This is a genomic window from Microbacterium sp. AC132 (genome assembly GCF_979258525.1).
The window spans coordinates 379,904-400,224 of sequence record NZ_OZ409862.1; the positions used below are offsets into that span (position 1 = coordinate 379,904).

At 68.2% G+C, this 20,321-nt stretch carries 23 protein-coding genes; 13 read left to right on the forward strand and 10 right to left on the reverse strand.

All coding sequences use genetic code 11. From position 1 onward, the window contains the following. From ACZZZQ_RS01760 to ACZZZQ_RS01770, 3 genes are read left to right on the forward strand one after another with little or no spacing between them, the layout of a single operon-like run. Window positions 1–1,140, forward strand: coding sequence for a cysteine desulfurase family protein (locus ACZZZQ_RS01760; protein ID WP_463506762.1), 1,140 nt, complete (start codon window positions 1–3; stop codon window positions 1,138–1,140). 36 nt (window positions 1,141–1,176) lie between these two features. After that, a complete protein-coding gene (locus tag ACZZZQ_RS01765) occupies window positions 1,177–2,124 on the forward strand; it encodes a glycosyltransferase family 2 protein (protein ID WP_187249376.1) in 948 nt (315 codons plus the stop codon). Window positions 2,125–2,144: 20 nt separating this feature from the next. Then, entirely contained in the window at window positions 2,145–2,918 is a 774-nt protein-coding gene (locus tag ACZZZQ_RS01770) for an SDR family NAD(P)-dependent oxidoreductase (protein ID WP_463506763.1), read from the forward strand. A gap of 7 nt (window positions 2,919–2,925) precedes the next feature. Here ACZZZQ_RS01770 and ACZZZQ_RS01775 read toward each other — a convergent pair whose 3' ends face one another. After that, on the reverse strand, window positions 2,926–4,971 hold the full coding sequence (locus tag ACZZZQ_RS01775; RefSeq protein ID WP_053099050.1) for an ABC transporter ATP-binding protein: 2,046 nt from the start codon (window positions 4,969–4,971) through the stop codon (window positions 2,926–2,928). A 170-nt stretch (window positions 4,972–5,141) separates the two neighbouring features. On the opposite strand from ACZZZQ_RS01775, the gene ACZZZQ_RS01780 reads away from it, so the two are divergent. After that, window positions 5,142–6,620: an MDR family MFS transporter gene (locus ACZZZQ_RS01780; RefSeq protein ID WP_463506764.1), complete on the forward strand. Its 1,479-nt coding sequence runs from the start codon at window positions 5,142–5,144 to the stop codon at window positions 6,618–6,620. A 26-nt stretch (window positions 6,621–6,646) separates the two neighbouring features. Here the strand turns inward: ACZZZQ_RS01780 and ACZZZQ_RS01785 are convergent, their stop codons facing one another. Then, the gene (locus tag ACZZZQ_RS01785) at window positions 6,647–6,790 is read right to left on the reverse strand and encodes a hypothetical protein (RefSeq protein WP_164481686.1); all 144 of its coding nucleotides are present in this window, start codon (window positions 6,788–6,790) and stop codon (window positions 6,647–6,649) included. Between the two features lie 95 nt (window positions 6,791–6,885). Between ACZZZQ_RS01785 and ACZZZQ_RS01790 the strand changes: the two genes are divergently transcribed. Beyond that, on the forward strand, window positions 6,886–7,467 hold the full coding sequence (locus ACZZZQ_RS01790) for a 1-acyl-sn-glycerol-3-phosphate acyltransferase (protein ID WP_463506765.1): 582 nt from the start codon (window positions 6,886–6,888) through the stop codon (window positions 7,465–7,467). A 10-nt stretch (window positions 7,468–7,477) separates the two neighbouring features. Here the strand turns inward: ACZZZQ_RS01790 and ACZZZQ_RS01795 are convergent, their stop codons facing one another. After that, window positions 7,478–7,699, reverse strand: a complete 222-nt coding sequence (locus ACZZZQ_RS01795; protein WP_053095546.1) for a hypothetical protein — start codon at window positions 7,697–7,699, stop codon at window positions 7,478–7,480. 69 nt (window positions 7,700–7,768) lie between these two features. On the opposite strand from ACZZZQ_RS01795, the gene ACZZZQ_RS01800 reads away from it, so the two are divergent. Beyond that, on the forward strand, window positions 7,769–8,302 hold the full coding sequence (locus ACZZZQ_RS01800) for a DUF6328 family protein (protein ID WP_056278016.1): 534 nt from the start codon (window positions 7,769–7,771) through the stop codon (window positions 8,300–8,302). A 9-nt stretch (window positions 8,303–8,311) separates the two neighbouring features. Here ACZZZQ_RS01800 and ACZZZQ_RS01805 read toward each other — a convergent pair whose 3' ends face one another. Continuing rightward, window positions 8,312–8,866 carry a Dps family protein gene (locus ACZZZQ_RS01805; RefSeq protein WP_053095544.1) on the reverse strand — a complete coding sequence of 185 codons (555 nt, stop codon included), beginning with the start codon at window positions 8,864–8,866 and terminating at the stop codon, window positions 8,312–8,314. Between the two features lie 96 nt (window positions 8,867–8,962). Between ACZZZQ_RS01805 and ACZZZQ_RS01810 the strand changes: the two genes are divergently transcribed. The 3 genes from ACZZZQ_RS01810 to ACZZZQ_RS01820 all read left to right on the forward strand — a co-directional run bounded on the left by ACZZZQ_RS01810 (window position 8,963) and on the right by ACZZZQ_RS01820 (window position 10,353). Further along, on the forward strand, window positions 8,963–9,472 hold the full coding sequence (locus ACZZZQ_RS01810) for a GNAT family N-acetyltransferase (RefSeq protein ID WP_372984305.1): 510 nt from the start codon (window positions 8,963–8,965) through the stop codon (window positions 9,470–9,472). Window positions 9,473–9,576: 104 nt separating this feature from the next. Then, window positions 9,577–9,876, forward strand: a complete 300-nt coding sequence (locus ACZZZQ_RS01815; RefSeq protein WP_053095543.1) for a Fe-S cluster assembly protein HesB — start codon at window positions 9,577–9,579, stop codon at window positions 9,874–9,876. A gap of 132 nt (window positions 9,877–10,008) precedes the next feature. Further along, complete coding sequence (locus ACZZZQ_RS01820; RefSeq protein ID WP_053099048.1) at window positions 10,009–10,353, forward strand: LysR family transcriptional regulator; 345 nt, start codon at window positions 10,009–10,011, stop codon at window positions 10,351–10,353. Between the two features lie 3 nt (window positions 10,354–10,356). Here ACZZZQ_RS01820 and ACZZZQ_RS01825 read toward each other — a convergent pair whose 3' ends face one another. The 3 genes from ACZZZQ_RS01825 to ACZZZQ_RS01835 all read right to left on the reverse strand — a co-directional run bounded on the left by ACZZZQ_RS01825 (window position 10,357) and on the right by ACZZZQ_RS01835 (window position 13,266). Further along, window positions 10,357–12,021, reverse strand: coding sequence for an ABC-F family ATP-binding cassette domain-containing protein (locus ACZZZQ_RS01825; protein WP_463506766.1), 1,665 nt, complete (start codon window positions 12,019–12,021; stop codon window positions 10,357–10,359). Window positions 12,022–12,160: 139 nt separating this feature from the next. Further along, complete coding sequence (locus tag ACZZZQ_RS01830) at window positions 12,161–12,697, reverse strand: isochorismatase family protein (protein WP_463506767.1); 537 nt, start codon at window positions 12,695–12,697, stop codon at window positions 12,161–12,163. Between the two features lie 5 nt (window positions 12,698–12,702). Continuing rightward, a complete protein-coding gene (locus ACZZZQ_RS01835; RefSeq protein ID WP_053095540.1) occupies window positions 12,703–13,266 on the reverse strand; it encodes an alpha/beta fold hydrolase in 564 nt (187 codons plus the stop codon). A gap of 232 nt (window positions 13,267–13,498) precedes the next feature. On the opposite strand from ACZZZQ_RS01835, the gene ACZZZQ_RS01840 reads away from it, so the two are divergent. Continuing rightward, complete coding sequence (locus ACZZZQ_RS01840) at window positions 13,499–14,605, forward strand: N(5)-(carboxyethyl)ornithine synthase (RefSeq protein ID WP_463508079.1); 1,107 nt, start codon at window positions 13,499–13,501, stop codon at window positions 14,603–14,605. A 6-nt stretch (window positions 14,606–14,611) separates the two neighbouring features. On the opposite strand, the gene ACZZZQ_RS01845 is transcribed toward ACZZZQ_RS01840, so the two are convergent. Continuing rightward, window positions 14,612–16,384, reverse strand: a complete 1,773-nt coding sequence (locus ACZZZQ_RS01845) for a GNAT family N-acetyltransferase (RefSeq protein WP_463506768.1) — start codon at window positions 16,382–16,384, stop codon at window positions 14,612–14,614. Between the two features lie 84 nt (window positions 16,385–16,468). Between ACZZZQ_RS01845 and ACZZZQ_RS01850 the strand changes: the two genes are divergently transcribed. Continuing rightward, window positions 16,469–17,248 carry an alpha/beta fold hydrolase gene (locus ACZZZQ_RS01850; protein WP_463506769.1) on the forward strand — a complete coding sequence of 260 codons (780 nt, stop codon included), beginning with the start codon at window positions 16,469–16,471 and terminating at the stop codon, window positions 17,246–17,248. 106 nt (window positions 17,249–17,354) lie between these two features. Continuing rightward, on the forward strand, window positions 17,355–17,687 hold the full coding sequence (locus ACZZZQ_RS01855) for a hypothetical protein (protein ID WP_463506770.1): 333 nt from the start codon (window positions 17,355–17,357) through the stop codon (window positions 17,685–17,687). Window positions 17,688–17,750: 63 nt separating this feature from the next. Here the strand turns inward: ACZZZQ_RS01855 and ychF are convergent, their stop codons facing one another. Together ychF and ACZZZQ_RS01865 are read right to left on the reverse strand one after the other, a co-directional pair. Beyond that, the gene (gene ychF, locus ACZZZQ_RS01860; RefSeq protein ID WP_056277996.1) at window positions 17,751–18,824 is read right to left on the reverse strand and encodes a redox-regulated ATPase YchF; all 1,074 of its coding nucleotides are present in this window, start codon (window positions 18,822–18,824) and stop codon (window positions 17,751–17,753) included. 50 nt (window positions 18,825–18,874) lie between these two features. Further along, window positions 18,875–19,624: a class I SAM-dependent methyltransferase gene (locus ACZZZQ_RS01865; RefSeq protein WP_463506771.1), complete on the reverse strand. Its 750-nt coding sequence runs from the start codon at window positions 19,622–19,624 to the stop codon at window positions 18,875–18,877. Between the two features lie 59 nt (window positions 19,625–19,683). On the opposite strand from ACZZZQ_RS01865, the gene ACZZZQ_RS01870 reads away from it, so the two are divergent. Further along, entirely contained in the window at window positions 19,684–20,277 is a 594-nt protein-coding gene (locus tag ACZZZQ_RS01870) for an exonuclease domain-containing protein (RefSeq protein WP_053095533.1), read from the forward strand. Window positions 20,278–20,321 lie beyond the last annotated feature (44 nt).

The window sequence follows — 20,321 nt, forward strand, 5'->3', positions numbered from 1 at the left end:
ATGCTCTATCTCGATCACGCCGCAACGGCTCCGGTGCGACCGGAGGTCGTCGAGGCCATGCGCCCGTTCCTGACCGGGGTCTTCGGTAATCCGTCGAGCCACCACACGTACGGTGAGGCCGCGGCGAGCGCACTCGACGACGCGCGGTCGCGGGTGGCCCGAGTGCTGGGCATGCGCGCGGGCGATGTGATCTTCACATCCGGTGGAACGGAATCGAACAATCTCGCGGTGAAGGGCATCGTGCTGGCAGCCCTCGCACGCGGTCGCCGGCATCTGGTCGTCTCGCCGATCGAGCACGAGTCGATCCTCGAATCCGCCGACCACCTGCGGCGCTTCCACGACGTCGAGGTGACGCCGATCCCCGTCGACGGCCTCGGCAGGATCTCCGTCGCCGCTCTGACGCAGGCCCTGCGCGATGACACCGCACTGGCCGCCTTCGGACACGCCAACAACGAGATCGGCACGGTCCAGGACGTCGCCTCCCTCGCAGCAGCCGCGAGGGAGGCAGGCGTCCCGGTGCATGTCGACGCCGTGCAGTCTGCGGGGTGGCTGCCGCTCAGCGGCCTCGGAGCGGATGCCGTCGCGATCGCCGGGCATAAGCTCGGAGCTCCGAAGGGGGTCGGAGCGCTCGCCGTGCGAGGGCGCGTCGCGCTCGAGCCGCTCATGCACGGGGGCGGCCAGGAAAGAGGACGCCGTTCGGGCACCGAGAACGTCGCCGGCGCGGTGGCCCTCGCGACAGCGCTGGAGCTCGCCGACGCGGAGCGCGAGGAGGCGAGCGCCCGGGTCGCTGAGTCGACGGGGCGCTTCATCGCCGCGGTGCACGCACTCGTGCCGCAGGCGGCCCTCACCGGCGACCCCGTGACACGGCTGCCCGGCACAGCGAGCTTCACGTTCGCCGGAGTCAGCGGGGAGGCTGTCCTGCTCGAGCTCGAGCGTCGGGGCGTGGTGTCGTCGAGCGGCTCTGCCTGCGCCGCCGGAAGCGACGAGCCCTCGCATGTGCTTCTCGCATGCGGGATCTCCCCCACGGTCGCGCAGACCTCTGTGCGGTTCACCTTCGGACGCGAGGCGCTCCCGCACGACCTGGCCGAACGGCTCGCCGGGCTGGTCGCCGAATCGGTGCGCGCGGTCACCCACCCCTGAACGACGAGCCCGACCGGCCGGCCATAGACTCGGCTCGTGACCGCCTCCGCCCCGATCGTGACCCTGATCGTCCCCGGCCGCGACATCGGCGCCTTCGCTCCTGCCGCACTCGAGTCGCTGCGCTCGCAGACCGAGACGCGGTGGAACGCGATCCTCATCGACGACGGATCCAGAGACGACACGGCGGAGATCTTCGCCGCGGCCGCCGCATCGGATCCACGGTTCCGGGCGGTGCAGCATGAGGCGTCCCGCGGCCTGGGTGCCGCAAGGAACGTCGGCATCGACCTCGTCGACACTCCCCTGATCGGCTTCCTCGACGCAGACGACGAACTCACGCCCTCGGCCCTCGAACGACTCGTCGGGACGCTCGCCGAGACCGGCAGCGATTTCGTCGCCGGCGCCTACGTGCGGTCGCGCTTCGACGGCGAGCGCTACGTCGCGGGGCGCGTGCAGCCGTGGGTGTCGGCAGCGACGTCGCCCGAACGACTCGCCACCACGATCGCGGAGCACCCTCGAGCGAGCGCGAACATCGTGGCTTGGTCGAAGGTCAGCCGCACCGAGTTCTGGAACGACTTGAGGTTCCCCGAGGGCGTCGCCTACGAGGATCAGGTGGTCGCCCAGCTGATGTACACACGGGCGCGCAGCTTCGATGTCATCCCCGACACCGTGGTGCGCTGGCGCCTGCGCGCGGACGGCACCTCGATCACGCAGGGGCGTGCGAAGCTCCCCGTGCTGCGCGACTATCTCACGGCTCTGCGCGGAGGAATCCGCGTGCTGCACGAGGCGGGGGCACAGGCCGCCGTCACTGCCCGTCTCGAGCTGATCCTGGCCATGGACATTCCGCCGCTGCTCGAGATCGCGCGCACGCACACCGAACCGGACTACTCAGACGAGGTCGACGCGTTCGTCGCCGAGATCGAAGCACTCCCCGAGCACGCCGCCGCCCGCCCCGATCCCGCCCTCACCGCCGCGCTGGCGTGGTGAGACGCGCACTCTGGAGACCGATGAACCAGTACCTCGCCGACCTCTTCTCGCTCGAGGGGCGCACCGCCGTCGTCACCGGTGGCAGCTCGGGCATCGGACGCGGCATCGCGACGGCACTCGCGAGCGCAGGCGCCTCGACCGTGATCGTGGCGCGCGGTGAAGCGCGGATTGCCGAGACCGTGGCGGAGCTCACCCGCGCCGGATGCCGGGCGGCAGGAGTCGTCGGAGACCTCGGCACGCGGGAGGGAATCCGAGCCCTCGCTGAAGCGGCCGTCGAGCCGTTCGGCGAGCCGGACATCCTGGTGAACTCCGCAGGGATCAACATCCGCCCGCCGTTCTCCGAGATCACCGAGGGCGACTGGGACGCGACGATGACCGTGAATGCGCTCGCCCCTTTCCTGCTCGGCCAGCGCTATGCCACCGGCATGGCCGAGCGGGGCTACGGGCGCCTGATCCACATCAGCTCACAGCAGGCGCACCGCGCGTTCGTCGGCAGCGGCGTCTATGGCGCCTCGAAGGGAGCCGTGGAGTCGCTGATGCGCTCGGAGGCCGAGGCATGGGGAGGCACCGGAGTCACGAGCAACAGTCTCGTCCCGGGGTTCGTGCTCACCCCGCTCAACGCCCGGCTGCAGGAGGACCCCGAGCAGATCGCCGCCCTCGCCGCACGGACCATGATCGGACGCAACGGACTGCCATCGGATTTCGCGGCCGCGGCCGTGTTCCTCGCCGGCGCCGGCTCGAGCTACGTCACCGGGCAGTCGCTGTTCATCGACGGCGGCCTGTCGGTGCACTGAGCACGTCTCACCCCTCGGCCGGGTAGACCCGCTCGTCGGCACGGGACACGTCGAGCAGCGGAACCGGAGCGGTGAGCGCGTCGACCGCATCCGCCCCGGCGGAATCCTCCGGAGCCCGGTCGGCCCGACGGTGGGCGAGGGCCGCGCGCACGCCTCCCGAGACGGCCGTCTCGACGGCCCTCTCCGTATCGAGCACACGCGAAGCGGCCACCTGCTGCGCGGCGAGCTCGGCATAGAGACCGCCCCGCGCGAGGAGCTCTGCGTGAGTGCCCGACTCCACGATCAGGCCGGCTTCGACGACATGGATGACGTCGGCCCCCATGATCGTCGAGAGTCGATGCGCGATCGTCAGCGTCGTGCGCCCCTTGGCCGCTTCGTCCAACGCCTCCTGCACGACGCGCTCCGACACCGTGTCGAGAGCGGACGTCGCTTCGTCGAGCAGCAGCACGGGCGGATCCTTCAACAGCACTCGGGCGATCGCGATGCGCTGCTTCTCACCGCCCGAGAGACGGTATCCCCGTTCTCCGACCACGGTGTCATAGCCGTCTTCGAACCCGCTGATGATGTGATGGATGTTCGCTGCGGTGCAGGCGGCGATCATCTCCTCGTCCGTCGCGTCGGGTCTGGCGTACAGCAGGTTCTCGCGGATCGTCGCGTGGAACAGGTACGTCTCCTGCGAGACGATGCCGACCTGGTCGATGATCGACTCCTGCGTGAGGGTCTTCACGTCCGCTCCCGCGAACAGCACCGCGCCGCCATGCGCCTCGTACAGTCTCGGCGCCAGATACAGCACCGTCGTCTTGCCCGCACCCGAGGGACCGACGAATGCGACGTGCTGACCGGGCTCGGCCACGAAGGAGACGCCCTGCAGGGTGGGGCGAGCATCGGGTGCCGCGTCCGGATAGCGGAAGACGACGTCGGCGAACTCGATCCGTCCCCGTGGCCCCGGCGCTTCAGCGACCGTGATCGCATCCGGGGCGTCCTGGATCTCGGGCACCAGGTCGAGGTACTCGAAGATGCGCGCGAACAGCGCAGACGACGTCTGGAGGTCGAGCGACACCCGCATGAGGCCCATCAGCGGCTGCAGCAGACGGGCCTGGACGGTCGTGAAGGCGACGACGGTTCCCGCGGTGATCGCGCCGGTGCCGCCGGCGATCAGGTAGCCCGAGACGAGGTAGATGACCGCGGGGACGCTCGCCATCAGCACCTGGACGACCGCGAAGAAGCCCTGCCCGCTCATCGCCCGCCGTACCTGCAGCCTCACCTGGTTGCGGTTCTCGGCCTGGTACCGCTGCGATTCGGTGCGCTGTCGGTTGAACGCCTTCGACAGGAGCATCCCCGACACGCTCAGAGTCTCCTGCGTGATGGAGGTGAGCTCGGACAGCGACTCCTGGGTCTCGCCGGCGATGCGCGCACGGACCTGCCCCACGCGTCGCTGCACGATGATGAGGAACGGCATGAGCACGACAGCGATCAGCGTGAGTCGCCAATCGATCAGGATCATCGCGACGAGGGAGGCGATGACCGTCACGACATTGCCGAGGATGCTGGTCACGGTGTTGGTCAGGACGCCCGAGACGCCGCCGACGTCGTTCTGCAGACGCGACTGGATGACGCCGGTCTTCGTCCGGGTGAAGAATCCGAGCTCCATGGCCTGCAGATGCTCGAACAGCCGGACCCGCAGGTCGCCCGTGACGCTGTTGCCGACGGTCGAGGTGAGCCAGGTCTGCGCGACGCCGAGGACGGCGGAGAGGAGGAAGAGCCCGACCATCGCCGAGACCAGCCAGATCAGGAGCTGCAGCTGGGGGCCACCGCCGTCGACGGGGAAGAGCGCGTCGTCGAAGATGCGCTGCACGATCAGCGGCGGGATCACGGCGATGGCGGCGCCGATCACGACCAATACGCCGGTCCAGAAGATGCGCCAGCGGTACGGACGGAACAGCGCGATCACCCTGGATCCGAGCCCGCTGATGCGCGGTGCCTCGGCGTTGAGCCGACGCTGTGCGCTCTCGTCCACACCGCGGAATCCCCCGCGTCCACCACCCATGCTCATGTCGCCAGCGTAGTCAGCACGCATGACCCCGGGACGCGCTCAGCGCGGGCGTCCGTCCGCTGAGAGCGGATTCAGAGGGATCCGGAATGAAATGTCCGAACCTGTGGTTACGCTGAGTGGTCCCCGCGCACTCGCGCGATCTCCCCTCTCTTCAGTGCCTTGGAGGCCGTATGTCTGCCGTCGACACCGGGTCGATCACCACGCCCCCTCCCGCGCGCAGCGGCGAGATCCCCCGCAGCGACATGCGCGTGATCTGGCTCCTGCTCGTCGCCGCGTTCGTCGCGATCCTCAACGAGACCACGATGGGCATCGCGATCCCCCATCTGAACGTCGATCTGGGCATCCCGCCCGAGCTCGGCCAGTGGCTGACGAGCGCATTCATGCTCACCATGGCGGTCGTCATCCCGACGACCGGGTTCATCCTGCAGCGCTTCACGACCCGTCAGGTCTTCATCGCCGCGATGATCTCGTTCTCGCTCGGAACCCTGGTCGCCCTCGTGGCGCCCGGCTTCGAGATCCTCCTCGCCGGCCGCGTCATCCAGGCCGCCGGCACGGGCATCATGATGCCGCTCCTCATGACCACCATCATGAACGTCGTCCCCGCCCAGTCGCGCGGACGCATGATGGGGCGCGTCGGACTCGTCATCTCGCTCGCTCCCGCGATCGGACCGACGCTCGCCGGTGCGGTCCTCGAGACGCTCCACTGGCGTGCGCTGTTCGCGATCATCCTGCCCATCGCGCTCGTCTCGCTGCTCATCGGCGTCAAGTGGATGACCAACCTGGGTGAGACCCGCGTGGTCCCCCTCGATGTCGTCTCCATCCCGCTCGCCGCTCTCGGATTCGGCGGCATCGTCTTCGGTCTCAGCCAGTTCGGCGGCGAAGGCGGATCCGGCGAGACCGCCGGTGTCGTCGCTCTCGTCGTGGGTGCCGTCGCACTCGCGCTGTTCGTGTGGCGCCAGCTGGTGCTGCAGCGGGTCGACGACGCACTGCTCGACCTGCGCGTGTTCCGTTCGGCGAACTTCACATTCTCGGTCGTCATCATGACGATCCTCGCGCTGTCGATGTTCGGGACGCTGACCCTTCTGCCGCAGTACCTGCAGAACGTCGCCGGCCTCAACGCCCTCGAGTCCGGCCTCATCCTGCTTCCCGGTTCGGTGCTGATGGGTCTGCTCGGCCCCATCATGGGTCGGGTGTACGACGCACGCGGCACTCGCCCGCTGCTGATCCCCGGAACGATCCTGGTGTCGGCCGCGCTGTTCTACTACTCGACCGTCGGCGAGCACACCGTGTGGTGGGTCCTCATCATCGTGCAGGCGGCCATGTCGGTCGGACTCGCGATGTCGTTCACGCCGTTGTTCTCCGCGTCGCTCGGGTCGCTGCAGCGTTCGCTGTACTCACACGGCTCCGCTGTGCTGAACACCCTCCAGCAGGTCGGTGGCGCGGCGGGCGTGGCGGTGCTGACGGTGACGTACTCCGCCATCCTGCACGCCGGAGAAGCCGAAGGGCTCCCCACGGCGGTCGCCGGTGCGCCGGGTGCCCGCATGGCATTCCTCATCGCCGCGATCATCTCGCTGGCTGCGGTGGCGCTGAGCCCCTTCGTCCGCAAGCCCGCTGACGACGTCTCCGGCGGAGCGCACGGCGGACACTGATCGTCCCGCTGCGGCGGCGTCTCCTGCTACTGCGTCTTCGGCGCAGGGAAGTGGCAGACGCCGCCGCTGCAGTACCCGGCGGCGTCGTCATCAAGCAGGTTCGGAGTTCCGGTCAGCGGCTGAAGCACGGTCGGTGCGTCCTGCTCGGCGGAGTCCTGTGTCTTGGCCATCATTCGATCGTACGCCTGTGGCGACGGCATGGCGCGGAAATGCGGCCGCGGCCGGGGGCGGCTGATCATCAGACGTTCTGCCCTACGGTGGACGAGTGCTCAAACGACTCCTCGCCCGCTTCTTCTGGGCAGTCAGCCGCTGGACCCTCACCGCCGAGGCCACTCCTCAGAGACCCACCATCCTCATCGGTGCGCCGCACACGTCCAACTGGGACTTCGTGCTCATGCTGGCGATCGCGTGGAGACTGGGCATCGAGGTGCACTGGCTCGGCAAGAACAGCCTGTTCCGCGGGTGGCGGGGTCCGATCATGCGTCGTCTCGGCGGCATCGCCGTCGACCGCGCCGACCCGGCGCGGGTCGTCAACGACGTCGTGGAGCAGGTCCATTCCGGCAGCGTCTTCGGCCTCGTGATCACGCCCGACGGCACTCGCGGGGGCAACGAGTACTGGAAGTCCGGCTTCTATCGGATCGCACGAGAGACCGGGATGCCGGTGACTCTCGGTTTCGTCGACCGCACCACGATGACCACCGGACTCGGCCCCACGATCGAGCTGACGGGGGACGTCGCCGCTGACATGGACAGGATCCGGGCGTTCTACGCAGACAAGGCCGGTCTCCGTCCCGAACGCCGCACCGTGCCGCGGCTGCGCGAGGAGCACCCGAACGGCGACAGCTGACAACGCCGTCTCAGGCCGAGTCCTCCTGCTCGATCTCCGACCGGGCCTCGGAACGGGCGTACTCCAGATCGTCGTCGGACAGCGTCTCGGCCATGCCGACCACAGCCCCGGTGATCGTCCTGATCTCATCCCGCGTTCGCTCGCCGAGGTGCGGCGCGGTATCTCCGAGCACCTCGACTCGTGCCTCGAGCGACAGCCCGGGCCACCACTCGCGGATCGGTGGAAGCGTCATCCCCTGCTCCTCGAGTGCATCTGCGCAAGAGTCTGGACAGACTCCGAGCGGTGCCGCAAAACTGACTGCATGGAACCCGACCACCGATCTGCACCGTCGAGCGAGCTCGACGACCGACGAGACGGACGCGACGAGACTCGGAACGAGCGCGCCGACCGCAACTGGGAGGAGCTCCTGCAGGAGCTGCGAGTGATGCAGACCGGTACGCAGATCCTCACCGGATTCCTGCTGGCCGTCGCCTTCACTCCCCGCTTCGAGGACATGGACGAGGTCCAGAGGGATCTGTACGTGGTGCTGGTGGCACTCGCCGCGCTGGCGACGATCCTGGCGCTCGCGCCGGTGGGCATGCACCGGGCGCTGTTCGGTCGCCGCCGCAAACCCGAACTCGTCCGGGTGGCCGCTCGGATCGTGAAGATCGACCTCGTGGCGATCTCCGCGCTGACGATCGGTGTGACCACCCTCATCATCGACTTCACCGTCGATCGCGCCGCCGGGCTCATCGCGCTCGTCTCCTCACTGGTCGCCGTCCTCCTCCTCTGGCTCGTCCTCCCGCGCCTGGTCCGGCGAGAGGCCGAACGTACGCGGGAGGACGAACGAGAGTGAGACGTCAGCTCAGCTGGTCGCGGGAGTGCGGTTCTCGGCACTCACCATCCACGCGAACTGCTCCAGGCTCTCGAGCACCGCGTGCAGGATGTCGGCCGACGTGGGGTCTTCCTCGTCGACGGCATCGTGCACGTCGCGGATCGTCCCGATCGTCGCCTCGAGGCGCGCGGTGATGAGGTCGATCGTGTCGGTCGTCGAGACCTCGCCCATCGGGAACGCGGGAAGAGAGGTCGATTCCGCGATGGTGTCCGTGCGTCCGTCGGGCACCGCGTGCAGTGCCCGCATCCGCTCGGCGACCGTGTCGCTGAACGTGCGCGCGGCGTCGATGATCTCGTCGAGCTGACGGTGGGTGTCGCGGAAGTTGCGTCCGACGACGTTCCAGTGAGCCTGCTTGCCCTGTAGTGAGAGCTCGATCAGGTCGACCAGCACGAGCTGCAGGTTCGCGGCGAGGGTGGGCGACGCCGTGAATCCCTTCTCGGCGTTCTGCCTTCTCGTCGTCTTCGCTCCGCGCTTGGATGCGGTGCCGGTCTTGGACGCGCTCTTGGACGTGCTCTTCTCAGCCATGAGTCCTCCTGGGGTTGGAAACTGCGAGATTAGCTCCGCTCGCGGCCCGTATCGAGGGGGTTGACAGTCCCCCCGGTCTCATCAGATCGTGGCGCAGTGACGAAATCAGAGAGAGCACAGACCGAGATCGACGACCACGCATCGGATGTGGTGATCGGCCCGACCTCGGAGTCGGATGCGGGTGAGGTGCTCACCCTGCAGCGCGCGGCGTTCGTGTCGGAGGCGCAGATCTACGGCAGCGCCGATATGCCCCCGCTGACCCAGACGCTCCCCGAAGTGGAGGCCGAGCTGCGTTCCAGCAGCGGCCTCGCGGCGCGGAAGGACGGACGGCTGGTCGGGGTCATCCGGTTCGTCGAGGACGACGGCGTGCTACTGATCGGCAGGATCGCGATCGCGCCCGACATGCAGGGAGAGGGCATCGGGCGCACGCTGCTCGACGCGGCCGAACGCGCGTCGAGCGCGGATGTGGCCGAGCTCTTCACCGGCAGTCTGAGCGAAGCCAACATCCGCCTGTACGAGTCGTGCGGATACGAGGAGGCCGAGCGCGTGCCGCAGGGCGACGGAACCGAGCAGGTGTTCCTGAGAAAACCTCTGCATCAGGTGTGAGACCCCTCTGAACGGGCGCGTCGGGTTGAATCGTCCCGCCGAGTGCGGAATCGTGGCCCGTCACGCCGCACCCGCGTCGTGACCGCAACCGGAAGGAGAGTCTTGTGCTCACCCTCACCGATAACGCCACCGCAATCGTGAACACCCTCGTCAGCCGTCAGACCGACGCTGACGACGCCGGGCTTCGCATCCACTCCACGCCCGCCCCTGGACCGGATGGGGGTGCGCGCCTCGCCGTCCTCGTGACGCCGGACCCGGAACCCGACGACCAGGTCGTCGAGGTGTCGGGCACCCGACTCTTCCTCGATGAGACCGCCGCAGCCGCGCTCGATGACAAGGTGCTCGACGCCGGCGTCGATGACGAGGGATCCGTGTCCTTCGCCGTGCTTCCGCAGGTCTCCTGAGGAGATCCGCCACCGGATGCCGCGGCTCATCGAGCCGCGGCATCCGTGCGTCTGGGACTGCCGCGCATCCGCCTCGCGTAGGTTAGACGGAGACCCGTGATCGTCGCGGATCCAGAAGGACCGTTCCCCCGCATGAAGCTGGCATTGCTCCGTCGCTACGTCGTCCTCGCTGAGACGCTGCACTTCCCCCGAGCCGCTTCCCAGCTGGGCATTCCCCTGGCCTCCCTGTACACCTCTCTCGACAAGCTCGAGGACGAGGTCGGACACACGCTGATCAATCGCGAAGGGACGCCGCGACTCACGAACGTGGGAGAGCTGTTCCTCGCTGAAGCGCAGGCGACCGTGGCCGCCGCTCCCCCGCCCGCGCCGAAGACGGCGGGCCCGGCGGGCGGCAAGGCCAAGGCGTCCAAGGGCAAAGGTCGCGCGCCCATCGTGAAGGGTCAGCCGAAGCCCTACAAGAAGCGTCAGGGTCGCTGAGCCTCAGCGTTCGGTGACCTGGCCGCTCTCGACGGACCACCGCCGATCGGTCTGGACAGCCTCCAGCATCCGTCGGTCGTGCGTGACCAGCAGCAGAGTTCCGGTGTACGACTGGAGCGCCTGCTCGAGCTGTTCGATCGCCGGCAGGTCGAGGTGGTTGGTCGGCTCGTCGAGGACGAGCAGATTGACTCCCCGCGCCTGCAGCAGCGCCAGTGCCGCCCGCGTGCGTTCACCCGGTGACAGGGCTTCGACGGAACGCGTGACGTGGTCTGCCCTCAGACCGAACTTCGCCAGCAGAGTGCGCACCTCGGCCGACGACATCTCGGGCACGAGAGCCTCGAACGCATCGGCGAGCGCAGAATCGCCGATCAGCAGCGACCGAGCCTGGTCGATCTCGCCGATCTGCACGCTGCTCCCGAGCGCCGCGGTCCCCTCGACGGGTTGCTGTCGTCCGAGGAGCCCACGGAGCAGAGTCGACTTGCCGGCGCCGTTGGGACCGGTGATTCCGATGCGGTCGCCGACGTCCACCTGCAGAGACAGCGGCCCCAGCGTGAACGCGCCCTGCTGGAAGACCGCCCCGTTGAGTGTCGAGACCACGCTGCTCGATCGGGGCGCAGAGCCGATCGTGAACTCCAGCTGCCATTCCTTGCGCGGCTCCTCGACCTCGTCCAGTCGTGCGATCCGGCTCTCCATCTGACGCACCTTCTGCGCCTGCTTCTCACTCGACTCCGTCGACGCCTTGCGCCTGATCTTGTCGTTGTCCGGAGCCTTCTTCATCGCGTTCCGGACGCCCTGGCTCGACCATTCTCGCTGGGTGCGCGCCCGCGCGACGAGGTCCGCCTTCTTGTCGGCGAACTCGTCGTACTTCTCCCGCAGGTGCCGACGCACGACGGCGCGTTCCTCGATGTAGGCGTCGTAGCCGCCCCCGTAGAGACGATTCGATCCCTGGGCGAGATCGAGTTCGAGCACGCGGGTGACGCTGCGAGCCAGGAACTCGCGGTCGTGGCTGACGAGAACGACGCCGCCGCGGAGACCGCGTACGAACGCCTCGAGGCGCTCCAGCCCATCGAGGTCGAGGTCGTTGGTCGGCTCGTCGAGGAAGACGATGTCGAACCGCGACAGCAGCAGTGCGGCGAGTCCGACGCGAGCCGCCTGGCCGCCGGACAGGCCGGTCATGAGCGCGTCCTCCGCGACGCCGCTCGTGCTCGGGAGTCCGAGGTCGGCGAGCACCACAGGGATGCGCTCCTCGAGATCGGCGGCACCGCTCGCGAGCCACCGATCGAGCGCCTGAGAATAGGTGTCGGCGGGGTCCGTGCCCGCCGGGGCGAGCGTGGGATCGCCGAGCGCCGCTGCAGCGGCATCCATCTCACTCGTCGCCGTCGCGCAGCCCGTGCGGCGCGCGATGTATCCCGCCACCGTCTCGCCGTCGACGCGCTCATGCTCCTGAGGCAGCCAGCCGACGAAAGCGTCGGTGGGCGCGAGCGAGATCGACCCGCCCATCGGCGCATCCACACCGGCGAGCAGGCGGAGCAGAGTCGATTTCCCCGCGCCGTTCGCGCCTACCACGCCGATGACGTCGCCGGGAGCGACGGTCAGGTCGAGGCCCTCGAAGAGGATGCGGTGGCCGTAGCCGCCTGCCAGGTTCTGGGCGACGAGGGTGGCGGTCATCAGACCAGTCTGTCAGGCTCACGGCTGGTCCACGCCCGCCCCGGCCCGGTGACCGTCAGGCCACGGCGCGGAAGAAGAGCGAGAACCAGAGGATGAAGAAGGCGACCTGAGCGAGCGTGCCGAGAGGGCGCGACTCTCGTCAGAGCGCGACCTGATCATGCGTCGCGATCGCGAACTCCTGCCCGGGATACCGCAGTCCCGAGAAGTACATGTTCGTGTGCGCGACGATCTGCTCACCTGAGATCGGCACGCCGTCCCACTCCGTGTCGACCGTCGTGTGCGCGTCACTCACGAGGGTCACGTCATAGCCTTCCGCCGCCGCGCGCTGCATCGTGGTGCGTACGCAGAAGTCGGACTGCGCGCCGGTGATCACCAGTCGTGTCGCGCCGAGGGCGTCCAGGGTCTCGCGCAGGTTCGTGTCGGCGAAGGAGTCGCGGTAGCTCTTGCGAACCAACGGCTCTCCTTCGTCCCGCCGCAGCGGCGCGGCGAGCTCCCACTCGGGTGTGCCCACTCCGACGGGGTCGTGGTGGACCCAGACCACGGGAACCCCACCGTCGCGAGCGCGCTCGACGAGGCTTGCGGCACGCGCGAGCACACTGTGCTCGTCGAAGCATCCCGGCATCACGCCGGCCTGCAGGTCGATCGCGAGGACGACAGTGCGGTCAGATGATGGCATCCGAGTCAGTCCCAGTCCAGGTATTCCTCGATGATCACGCCGGTCTCGATCGGGTGGTGCATCGGGAACAGGTGGTCGCCGGCGATCGTCTTGATGCTGGAACGGTCAGGCATCGTGGCCTGCAACGCCTCGGCAGTGGCGGCCGGGGTGTCGGTGTCTTCGGTTCCCTGAACGATCAGCACGGGGATCGCCGGTGCGACGGCGATGTCGACGTCCTCGACGCCGAGCAGCAGCAGACCGTTGGCCCGGTCGCTGTGCGCTGCCACGAGGGCGCGTGCGATCGTCCCGCCGAAGCCATGACCGCCGACCCAGGTGTCCTCGATTCCGACGTGATCGATCACGTCGATGACGTCGTCGACACGCTCGTCGAGCGAGGCATCGGATGCCGCGCGGTGGCCGATCCTCAGCACATGGAAACCCGCCTCTTCGGCGAGATAGTGCGCGGCGACGCCCAGCACGTCGGCGGCGAGTCCCTGCTCCTGGATCAGAACCAGCTTGACCGGACCGTCTCCCTCATCCACGAAGGGGATCGCGCGGCCCTCTGGCTCGAAGATCTGGGTATCGGTCATGGGCGCGCGGCTCCTCGTTCGGATGTCAGGGATCGCTTTCCAGCGTAGTCGAGCCCGTCGGCGGAGATCGTCGCCGCCCCACCTCAGGCGCGCAGGGGCGTAGAGTCAGGCCAGGAGCTGACTCTGGTTCCCCGAAGATGGGAACCCGTTGTCAGACACGACACGCTCGTCCGTCCATACCCAGACCTCCGGCCCGGAGCTTCTGACCCTCGGCCTGCTGGCGAACTCCTCGATGGAGAACGAACGGCGCCTCCCGATCCATCCCCGCCATCTCGACCGCATCGACGCGGATGTGCGCGCTCGCATGATCGTCGAGCACGGGTACGGCGTCGACTTCCAGCTGGAGCCCGGCTATGTGGAGTCCCGCGTCGGCCAGGTCGCCGCGCGGTCTGACGTGCTCGCCTCCGCTGACGTGCTGCTGCTGCCCAAGCCGCAGCTCGCGGATGTCGCCGAGATCAGCGCTGGCGGCATTCTGTGGGGCTGGCCGCACTGCGTGCAGGACGTCGCTCTCACGCAGACCGCGATCGACAGCCGTCTCACGCTGATCGCCTTCGAGGCCATGAACCACTGGACCCCGCAGGGAGACATGAGCCTGCACGTCTTCCACAAGAACAACGAGCTGGCCGGCTACTGCTCGGTCATCCATGCGATGAGCCTCGTCGGCTCGACCGGGGACTACGGCCCGCGCCTGCGCGCGGTCGTCATCGGCTTCGGGGCGACGGCACGCGGCGCGGTGACGGCATTGAATGCTCACGGGGTGCACGACATCGAAGTCCTCACTCAGCGCGGGGCGGCCGCCGTGGGCTCCCCCATCCACAACTCGCACCTCACTCAGCTGAACACCGACGACGGACCCACGCACCTCAGCGAGGTCGAGACGGAGGACGGCTCCGTGCTGCTCCCCGACTTCCTGGCGACGTACGACATCGTCGTGAACTGCACCCTGCAGGATGTCGCGGCGCCGTTGACGTATCTGCGCACCGAGGACCTGTCCCGTTTCGCCTCGGGCAGCCTGATCATCGATGTGTCGTGCGACGAGGGCATGGGCTTCGAGTGGGCGACCCCGACGACCTTCGACGAGCCGATGTTCACGGTGGGTCAGGGCGTGAACTACTACGCCGTCGACCACAGCCCGTCGTATCTCTGGAACTCGGCCACGTGGGACATCAGCGAGGCTCTCCTGCCTTTCCTCCGCACTGTGCTCGAAGGCCCCGACGCGTGGGCCGAGAGCTCGACGCTCACACGCGCGATCGAGATCCGCGACGGAAGGATCCAGAACCCGAGCATCCTGAGCTTCCAGGGACGATCGACGGATTACCCGCACGCCCTGGCGGTGTGACGCGCGCTAGATGTTCCGTTTGAGCCCGACGTGGGCCGTCTGGTAGCCGAGCCGGGTGTAGAACGCGCGGGTGCGATCCCGAGTCTCATCGGTGGTGATCTGTGACAGCGTCGCCCCCCGCGCACGACCGAACTCGTGCGCCCACTCCAGCATCGCCGCGCCCAGGCCCCGTGATCGCTCCGCCGTCGCGACACGCAGTCCCTCGATCTGCAGTCGGGTCGACCCGCCGCGAGAGAGCCCCGGGATGACGGTCAACTGCATGGTGGCGACGATGCGGTCGGCGTTGTCCCGGACGACCCCCAGGTAGTTGGATGCGTCGCGGATGACGGCGCGGAAGCCCGCCTCGTATCGGTCGAGTTCGACGCTCTCACGGTCTGCACCGAATCGATCGTCCGACAGCAGCGCTGCGATCGCCTCGATGTCATCCCGAGTCGCCCGCTCGACACGGAAGGTTCGGCCCGCCACCTGCAGTCGTCCCCGCACTGAGGACCGCGCGTCGGCCTGCATCCTGGCTACGAGCAGGTCGAGCCATCCGCCGACATTGGTGCGAGCCTCTGCGGTGTCGGGATAGCGGCATCTCAGGTGCAGACCGGACTCGTCCAGGATGAACCACAGCATGACGCCGTCGGTGTCGGTTGCCGCGCTGACGTACTGGGCGTCGAGCCCGACGGAGTCGATCCGCACGGGCAGCCTGCGCAGATCCAGCCACGAGATCGCGAACATCCCTGGAGCCACCGGCATCCCACCCCACGGTGCGAGCACATCTGCGAGCGGCCACGCACCGAGTTGTACTGCTTCCTTGACGGCCGCTGCTCCAGCGTGCGGTTCGGCGAGCTCCGATTCGAGGACGGAATTCGTGATGAACCAGCCGACCGAGTCATGCCAGTCGTCCTCGAAGCGACTGTGCACGGGAAACACGGCTCGCAGCGCAGTACCCGCGACTTCGCGCGTCACCGCGGTCATCGCGACCACCGCCGATGCGAGCGTGGAGACGCCATCGTCACGGGCCTGCGCGGCGAATGCCGCGGCGTCGTCGACATCGAAGACATCGCGCACTTCCACGCGCTCGCGATGCGGCTCGGGTGCGCCGAGAGATAGGGGGAACTGCGGCATCACCCCGCCGCTGTCCGCGATGATCGCTTCCCATCGCCGCCGCACGTGGTCCGGTGCAGGGTCCTTGTCCAGCAGCGCCTGCGTGTGTTCGACGAATGCCGGCGCCGACCTCGGCGTCGACATCGGCTTCGCGCCCGCCGTGCCCGCGTCCAGCGCCGACAGCAGATCGCGCACGATCACGAGCATCGACCACATGTCGACGTGCGCGTGGTCCGCCGCGATCACGACCGTGAGCCCCGCAGCGGTCTCCAGTACGCACAGCCGATGGGACGGACGTCCGTATGGGGAGCACTCCGCGTCGAGGATATCGCGCAGCGCGTCATTGACCGCCTGACCAGGGCCCACCTGATGCTCGACCCAGCTTCCGGGGCTGATCTCGATCTCGTGAAGCGTCGGATCGCCGTCCGCACCACGTGCGAAGGCCGATCGCAGCGTGCCATGTCGAGCGACGACAGCCAGCCACGCATCCGCGATCGATTCACGATCGGTCTGTGCGGGCAACCGGAACGACAGAGCCATCCAGGAGCCGGGTCGGTCACCCGCTCCGACATGCAGTCGCTGGTCGAACGACACGGGCAGGGGTCGTCCGAGCGCGGACGCGCTGACGTCGTACCCCCAGAGCCGTCCGAAGGGGAGGCGGAGGTGCGTGACGTTGGTCAGTCGCATGGGTAGCACCATATCGTCCGGATAACCTGATCACTCAACACGACTGCCCGAGCAGACTCGCTCAGTCATCGATCGAGGAGCCTGATGCCCACCTTCGAGGTACCCGGAGCCGAGCTGGCTGTCGCCCTGAGCGATGAAGGCGGGCACCCCGTCGTCCAGCTGCATGGCCTCACGTCGAGCCGGGCCCGCGACCGGGTGCTCAATCTCGACCTCGGTCGCGGACTGAGCGGAACTCGACTCCTGCGGTACGACGCACGCGGCCATGGCCGTTCGACCGGGCGGAAGGTTGCCGACGACTATCGCTGGCCGAACCTGGCGGATGATCTTCTGCGGTTGCTCGATCATTGGTTCCCCGGCGAGCACGTCCACGGGGTCGGCCCCTCGATGGGTGCCGCGACCCTTCTGCACGCTGCGTCGCTCGAGCCGGACCGCTTCACGGGACTCACACTCATGGTGCCGCCCACCGGGTGGAAGACCAGACCCGCTCAAGCGGATATCTACCGAGCCGCGGCTGCGCTGATCGAAGCCGATGGTGTGGAGGCGTTCCTCGCCGGCACGCGCGGATCGACGCCACCCCCGGCCACCGTCTCGGCACCGGAGACATGGCCCGACGTCGCCGATGCCGTTCTGCCGTCGTTGCTTCGCGGTGCAGCGCTCAGCGACTTGCCCGCCCCTGAGGCGGTCGCAGGGATCGATGTGCCGACGACGATATTGGCCTGGGTGGACGACCCCGGCCACCCGCTGTCGACCGCAGAATCCCTTGCCGAGCTGCTCCCGCACGCGACCCTGAGGGTCGCCCGCACTCCGGGAGACGTTCAAGTCTGGCCCGAGCTCTTGAGTCAGGATGTCGAGCGTCGCAGCTAGACCGGCTGTGCGCGCCGAGTTCGCTCGCGACTCCACGGCATGGCGGTCATCGCCCGTCGCTGTCACGCTCGTATCCGCACCGACCGCGCAGTGATATCTTCATGCGGTGAGGCCAGAATTCGGGGATACCGCAGACGCGACTTTCGCCGTCACCCTCGTGGTGGACATGCCGATCACCAAGCTCCATGCGCTGGACGTCATCGCTTTCGCGGCGGACAGCGCCATCCGAGACGCCCGCACCGCGTCCCCTCGGGTACCGCTGTCGCCCGAGGCCTGGGCAGAGGTGCAGATCCCACGTTTCGCGGATCCGCCGCCGATCGCCATCGACGTCTGCTCTGACGCAAGCGTCGACGTCGCGAGCGCTGCCGCCGACCGCCTCACGGAGGCACTGACGCAGGTCGGCTGGACCGTGCGTGCTCGACGTCGCGACGAGATCTGATTAGCACCCCGCGGCTTCGTAGGCGCCGGCGCCGATCTCCTCAGCACTCGGGCAGAACGTCGCTCAGTTGTTGAAACGGAACTCCACGACGTCGCCGTCCTGCATGACGTAGTCCTTGCCCTCGAGGCGCGCCTTGCCCTTGGAGCGGGCTTCGACGACGGACCCGGTCTCGACGAGGTCGTCGAACGAGACGATCTCAGCCTTGATGAAGCCCTTCTCGAAGTCGGTGTGGATGACTCCGGCGGCCTGCGGCGCCTTGGATCCCTTGGGGATCGTCCACGCGCGCGCCTCTTTCGGGCCAGCCGTGAGGTAGGTCTGCAGTCCGAGAGTGTCGAAGCCGATGCGGGCGAGCTGGTCGAGACCGGACTCGTCCTGCCCGGTCGACGCGAGCAGCTCTGCGGCATCCTCGGGGTCGAGGTCGATCAGCTCGGACTCGATCTTGGCGTCGAGGAAGATGGCCTTCGCCGGGGCGACCAGCGCGGCGAGCTCCGCCTTGCGTGCGTCGTCGGTGAGCACGCCCTCGTCGACGTTGAAGACGAAGATGACCGGCTTGGCAGTGAGGAGTCCGAGCTCGCGGATCGGCGTCAGATCGATGCCCGCGACGGACAGCAGCACACCGCGCTCGAGCGCATCCTTCGCCGCGTTGGCGGTCTCGAGGACGACGGGCTCGATCTTCTTGCCGCGCACCTCCTTCTCGTACCGCGTGATCGCCTTGTCGACGGTCTCGAGGTCGGCCAGCATGAGCTCGGCGTTGATGGTCTCCATGTCGGATGCCGGATTGACCGCACCGTCCACGTGCACGACGTCGTCATCCGCGAACCCGCGCACGACCTGGGCGATGGCATCCGCCTCACGGATGTTCGCGAGGAACTTGTTGCCGAGTCCCTCGCCCTCGCTCGCGCCGCGCACGATGCCGGCGATGTCGACGAACGACACCGCGGCGGGCAGGATGCGCTCGCTGCCGAAGATCTCGGCGAGCTTGTCGAGACGAGGATCGGGCAGGTTCACCACCCCGACGTTCGGCTCGATCGTCGCGAACGGATAGTTCGCCGCGAGCACGTCGTTCTTGGTCAGAGCGTTGAAGAGGGTGGACTTGCCGACATTGGGCAGGCCGACGATTCCGATAGTGAGAGCCACGGGGGTCGAGTCTACCGGTCGCAGATGCGCAGCCCCTGCGGGTGTCGGCGTCAGGCTCGCACGGCGCGGAATGCGTGCGTCACGTAGGGCAGGTCGATCGTCCCCTCACCGTCGAGTCCGAGCTCGTCGAACAGCACGTCCATCTGCCGTGTGATCTCTGAGCGTTCGTCGTTCGACGCCGCGATCAGGTAGCTGCGCGAGCGCGCCATCTGATGCAGCTGCGTCCGGTTCATCGCCCGGGTCCACTCCCACTGCTGCTTCTCGATCCCCGTGAACGGGGCCTCGATGCGCGGGCCGTCGGAGCCGGGTCCGTTGACCATGTCCTCCGCCGGACTGCTGTGCATGATGTCAGTGAGACGGCGCACCCAGTCCGCGCGTTCGTCGCGGATGTTCCAGATCAGCCCCAGCACTCCCCCGGTGCGGACGACTCGTCCGAGTTCGAGGGACGCCGCAGACGGCTCGACCCAGTGCCAGGCCTGACCCAGCACGGCGGCGTCGAGGCTGGCGTCGGGCAGCGGCATCCGTTCGGCTGTTCCCTGGAAAGTCGGAACACCGGGAACGCTCCGCCGCAGTGTCGCGAGCATGGCGGCGTCCGGATCCACGGCGACGACCTCGGCATCCGGGGCCTGCGCGAGCACACGTGTGAGCTTTCCGGTGCCCGCGCCCACGTCGGCGGTGCGACGGGAGCCGTGAGGCATCGGATCGAGCATCCACGACACGGCCTCGAAGGGATACTCGGGTCTTCCCGCCTCGTAGTTCGCGGCCTCGGCGCCGAAGGATGTCGCTCGGTCGGTACTCATGTCGCCAGCCTACGGCGCGTCATCCTGGAGCGTCTCGGATGCCGGGAGAGAGTGGGGATGTGCCACTGGATTTCACCGCAATCGACTTCGAGACGGCGAACTCCAGCCCCGCCTCGGCCTGCTCCGTCGGCCTCGTGCGGGTGCGCGACGGCAGGATCGTCGCCACCGCCGGATGGTTGATCCGCCCGCCCGCCGGTCACGACGAGTTCCAGGAGTGGAACACCAAGATCCACGGCATCCGCGCCCACGACGTGATCGACGCGGCCACCTGGGCCGATCAGTTCGACCGCCTGTGCGCCTTCGCCGGCGCCGACGTGCTCGTGGCGCACAACGCGGGCTTCGACCTCAACGTGCTCCGCCGGGCGTCCGAGGCCACCGGCGGCGACTGCCCGCCGTATCGCTCGCTGTGCAGCCTGCAGGTGGCTCGCAAGACCTACGACCTCGAGTCGTACCGACTCCCGAAGGCCGCAGAGGCTGCGGGCTTCACCGGCTTCTCGCACCATGACGCGCTCGCGGACGCGCTCGCGTGCGCCCACATCATCATCGACGCCGCTCGCCGACACGGCGCGTCCGACGTCTTCTCCCTGGCGGATGCATTGTCGCTGCGAGTGACCGAGCCGGTCCTCGCCACCCCGGAGCGCGCGGTCGCCTGAGTCGCACCGGACGAATGTCCGTGGCCGAGCGCATCATGGAGCAC

What these genes read in the sequence shown, in the direction of transcription:
- ACZZZQ_RS01760 (WP_463506762.1), top strand. Translation starts at nt 1, where the DNA reads ATGCTCTATCTCGATCACGCCGCAACGGCTCCGGTGCGACCGGAGGTC.
- ACZZZQ_RS01830 (WP_463506767.1), bottom strand. Translation starts at nt 12,697, where the DNA reads ATGCCATCATCTGACCGCACTGTCGTCCTCGCGATCGACCTGCAGGCC.
- ACZZZQ_RS01770 (WP_463506763.1), top strand. Translation starts at nt 2,145, where the DNA reads ATGAACCAGTACCTCGCCGACCTCTTCTCGCTCGAGGGGCGCACCGCC.
- ACZZZQ_RS01795 (WP_053095546.1), bottom strand. Translation starts at nt 7,699, where the DNA reads ATGACGCTTCCACCGATCCGCGAGTGGTGGCCCGGGCTGTCGCTCGAG.
- ACZZZQ_RS01865 (WP_463506771.1), bottom strand. Translation starts at nt 19,624, where the DNA reads ATGAGTACCGACCGAGCGACATCCTTCGGCGCCGAGGCCGCGAACTAC.
- ACZZZQ_RS01845 (WP_463506768.1), bottom strand. Translation starts at nt 16,384, where the DNA reads ATGCGACTGACCAACGTCACGCACCTCCGCCTCCCCTTCGGACGGCTC.
- ACZZZQ_RS01825 (WP_463506766.1), bottom strand. Translation starts at nt 12,021, where the DNA reads ATGACCGCCACCCTCGTCGCCCAGAACCTGGCAGGCGGCTACGGCCAC.
- ACZZZQ_RS01805 (WP_053095544.1), bottom strand. Translation starts at nt 8,866, where the DNA reads ATGGCTGAGAAGAGCACGTCCAAGAGCGCGTCCAAGACCGGCACCGCA.
- ACZZZQ_RS01840 (WP_463508079.1), top strand. Translation starts at nt 13,499, where the DNA reads ATGGAGAACGAACGGCGCCTCCCGATCCATCCCCGCCATCTCGACCGC.
- ACZZZQ_RS01820 (WP_053099048.1), top strand. Translation starts at nt 10,009, where the DNA reads ATGAAGCTGGCATTGCTCCGTCGCTACGTCGTCCTCGCTGAGACGCTG.
- ACZZZQ_RS01800 (WP_056278016.1), top strand. Translation starts at nt 7,769, where the DNA reads ATGGAACCCGACCACCGATCTGCACCGTCGAGCGAGCTCGACGACCGA.
- ACZZZQ_RS01780 (WP_463506764.1), top strand. Translation starts at nt 5,142, where the DNA reads ATGTCTGCCGTCGACACCGGGTCGATCACCACGCCCCCTCCCGCGCGC.
- ACZZZQ_RS01785 (WP_164481686.1), bottom strand. Translation starts at nt 6,790, where the DNA reads ATGGCCAAGACACAGGACTCCGCCGAGCAGGACGCACCGACCGTGCTT.
- ACZZZQ_RS01850 (WP_463506769.1), top strand. Translation starts at nt 16,469, where the DNA reads ATGCCCACCTTCGAGGTACCCGGAGCCGAGCTGGCTGTCGCCCTGAGC.
- ACZZZQ_RS01775 (WP_053099050.1), bottom strand. Translation starts at nt 4,971, where the DNA reads ATGAGCATGGGTGGTGGACGCGGGGGATTCCGCGGTGTGGACGAGAGC.
- ACZZZQ_RS01835 (WP_053095540.1), bottom strand. Translation starts at nt 13,266, where the DNA reads ATGACCGATACCCAGATCTTCGAGCCAGAGGGCCGCGCGATCCCCTTC.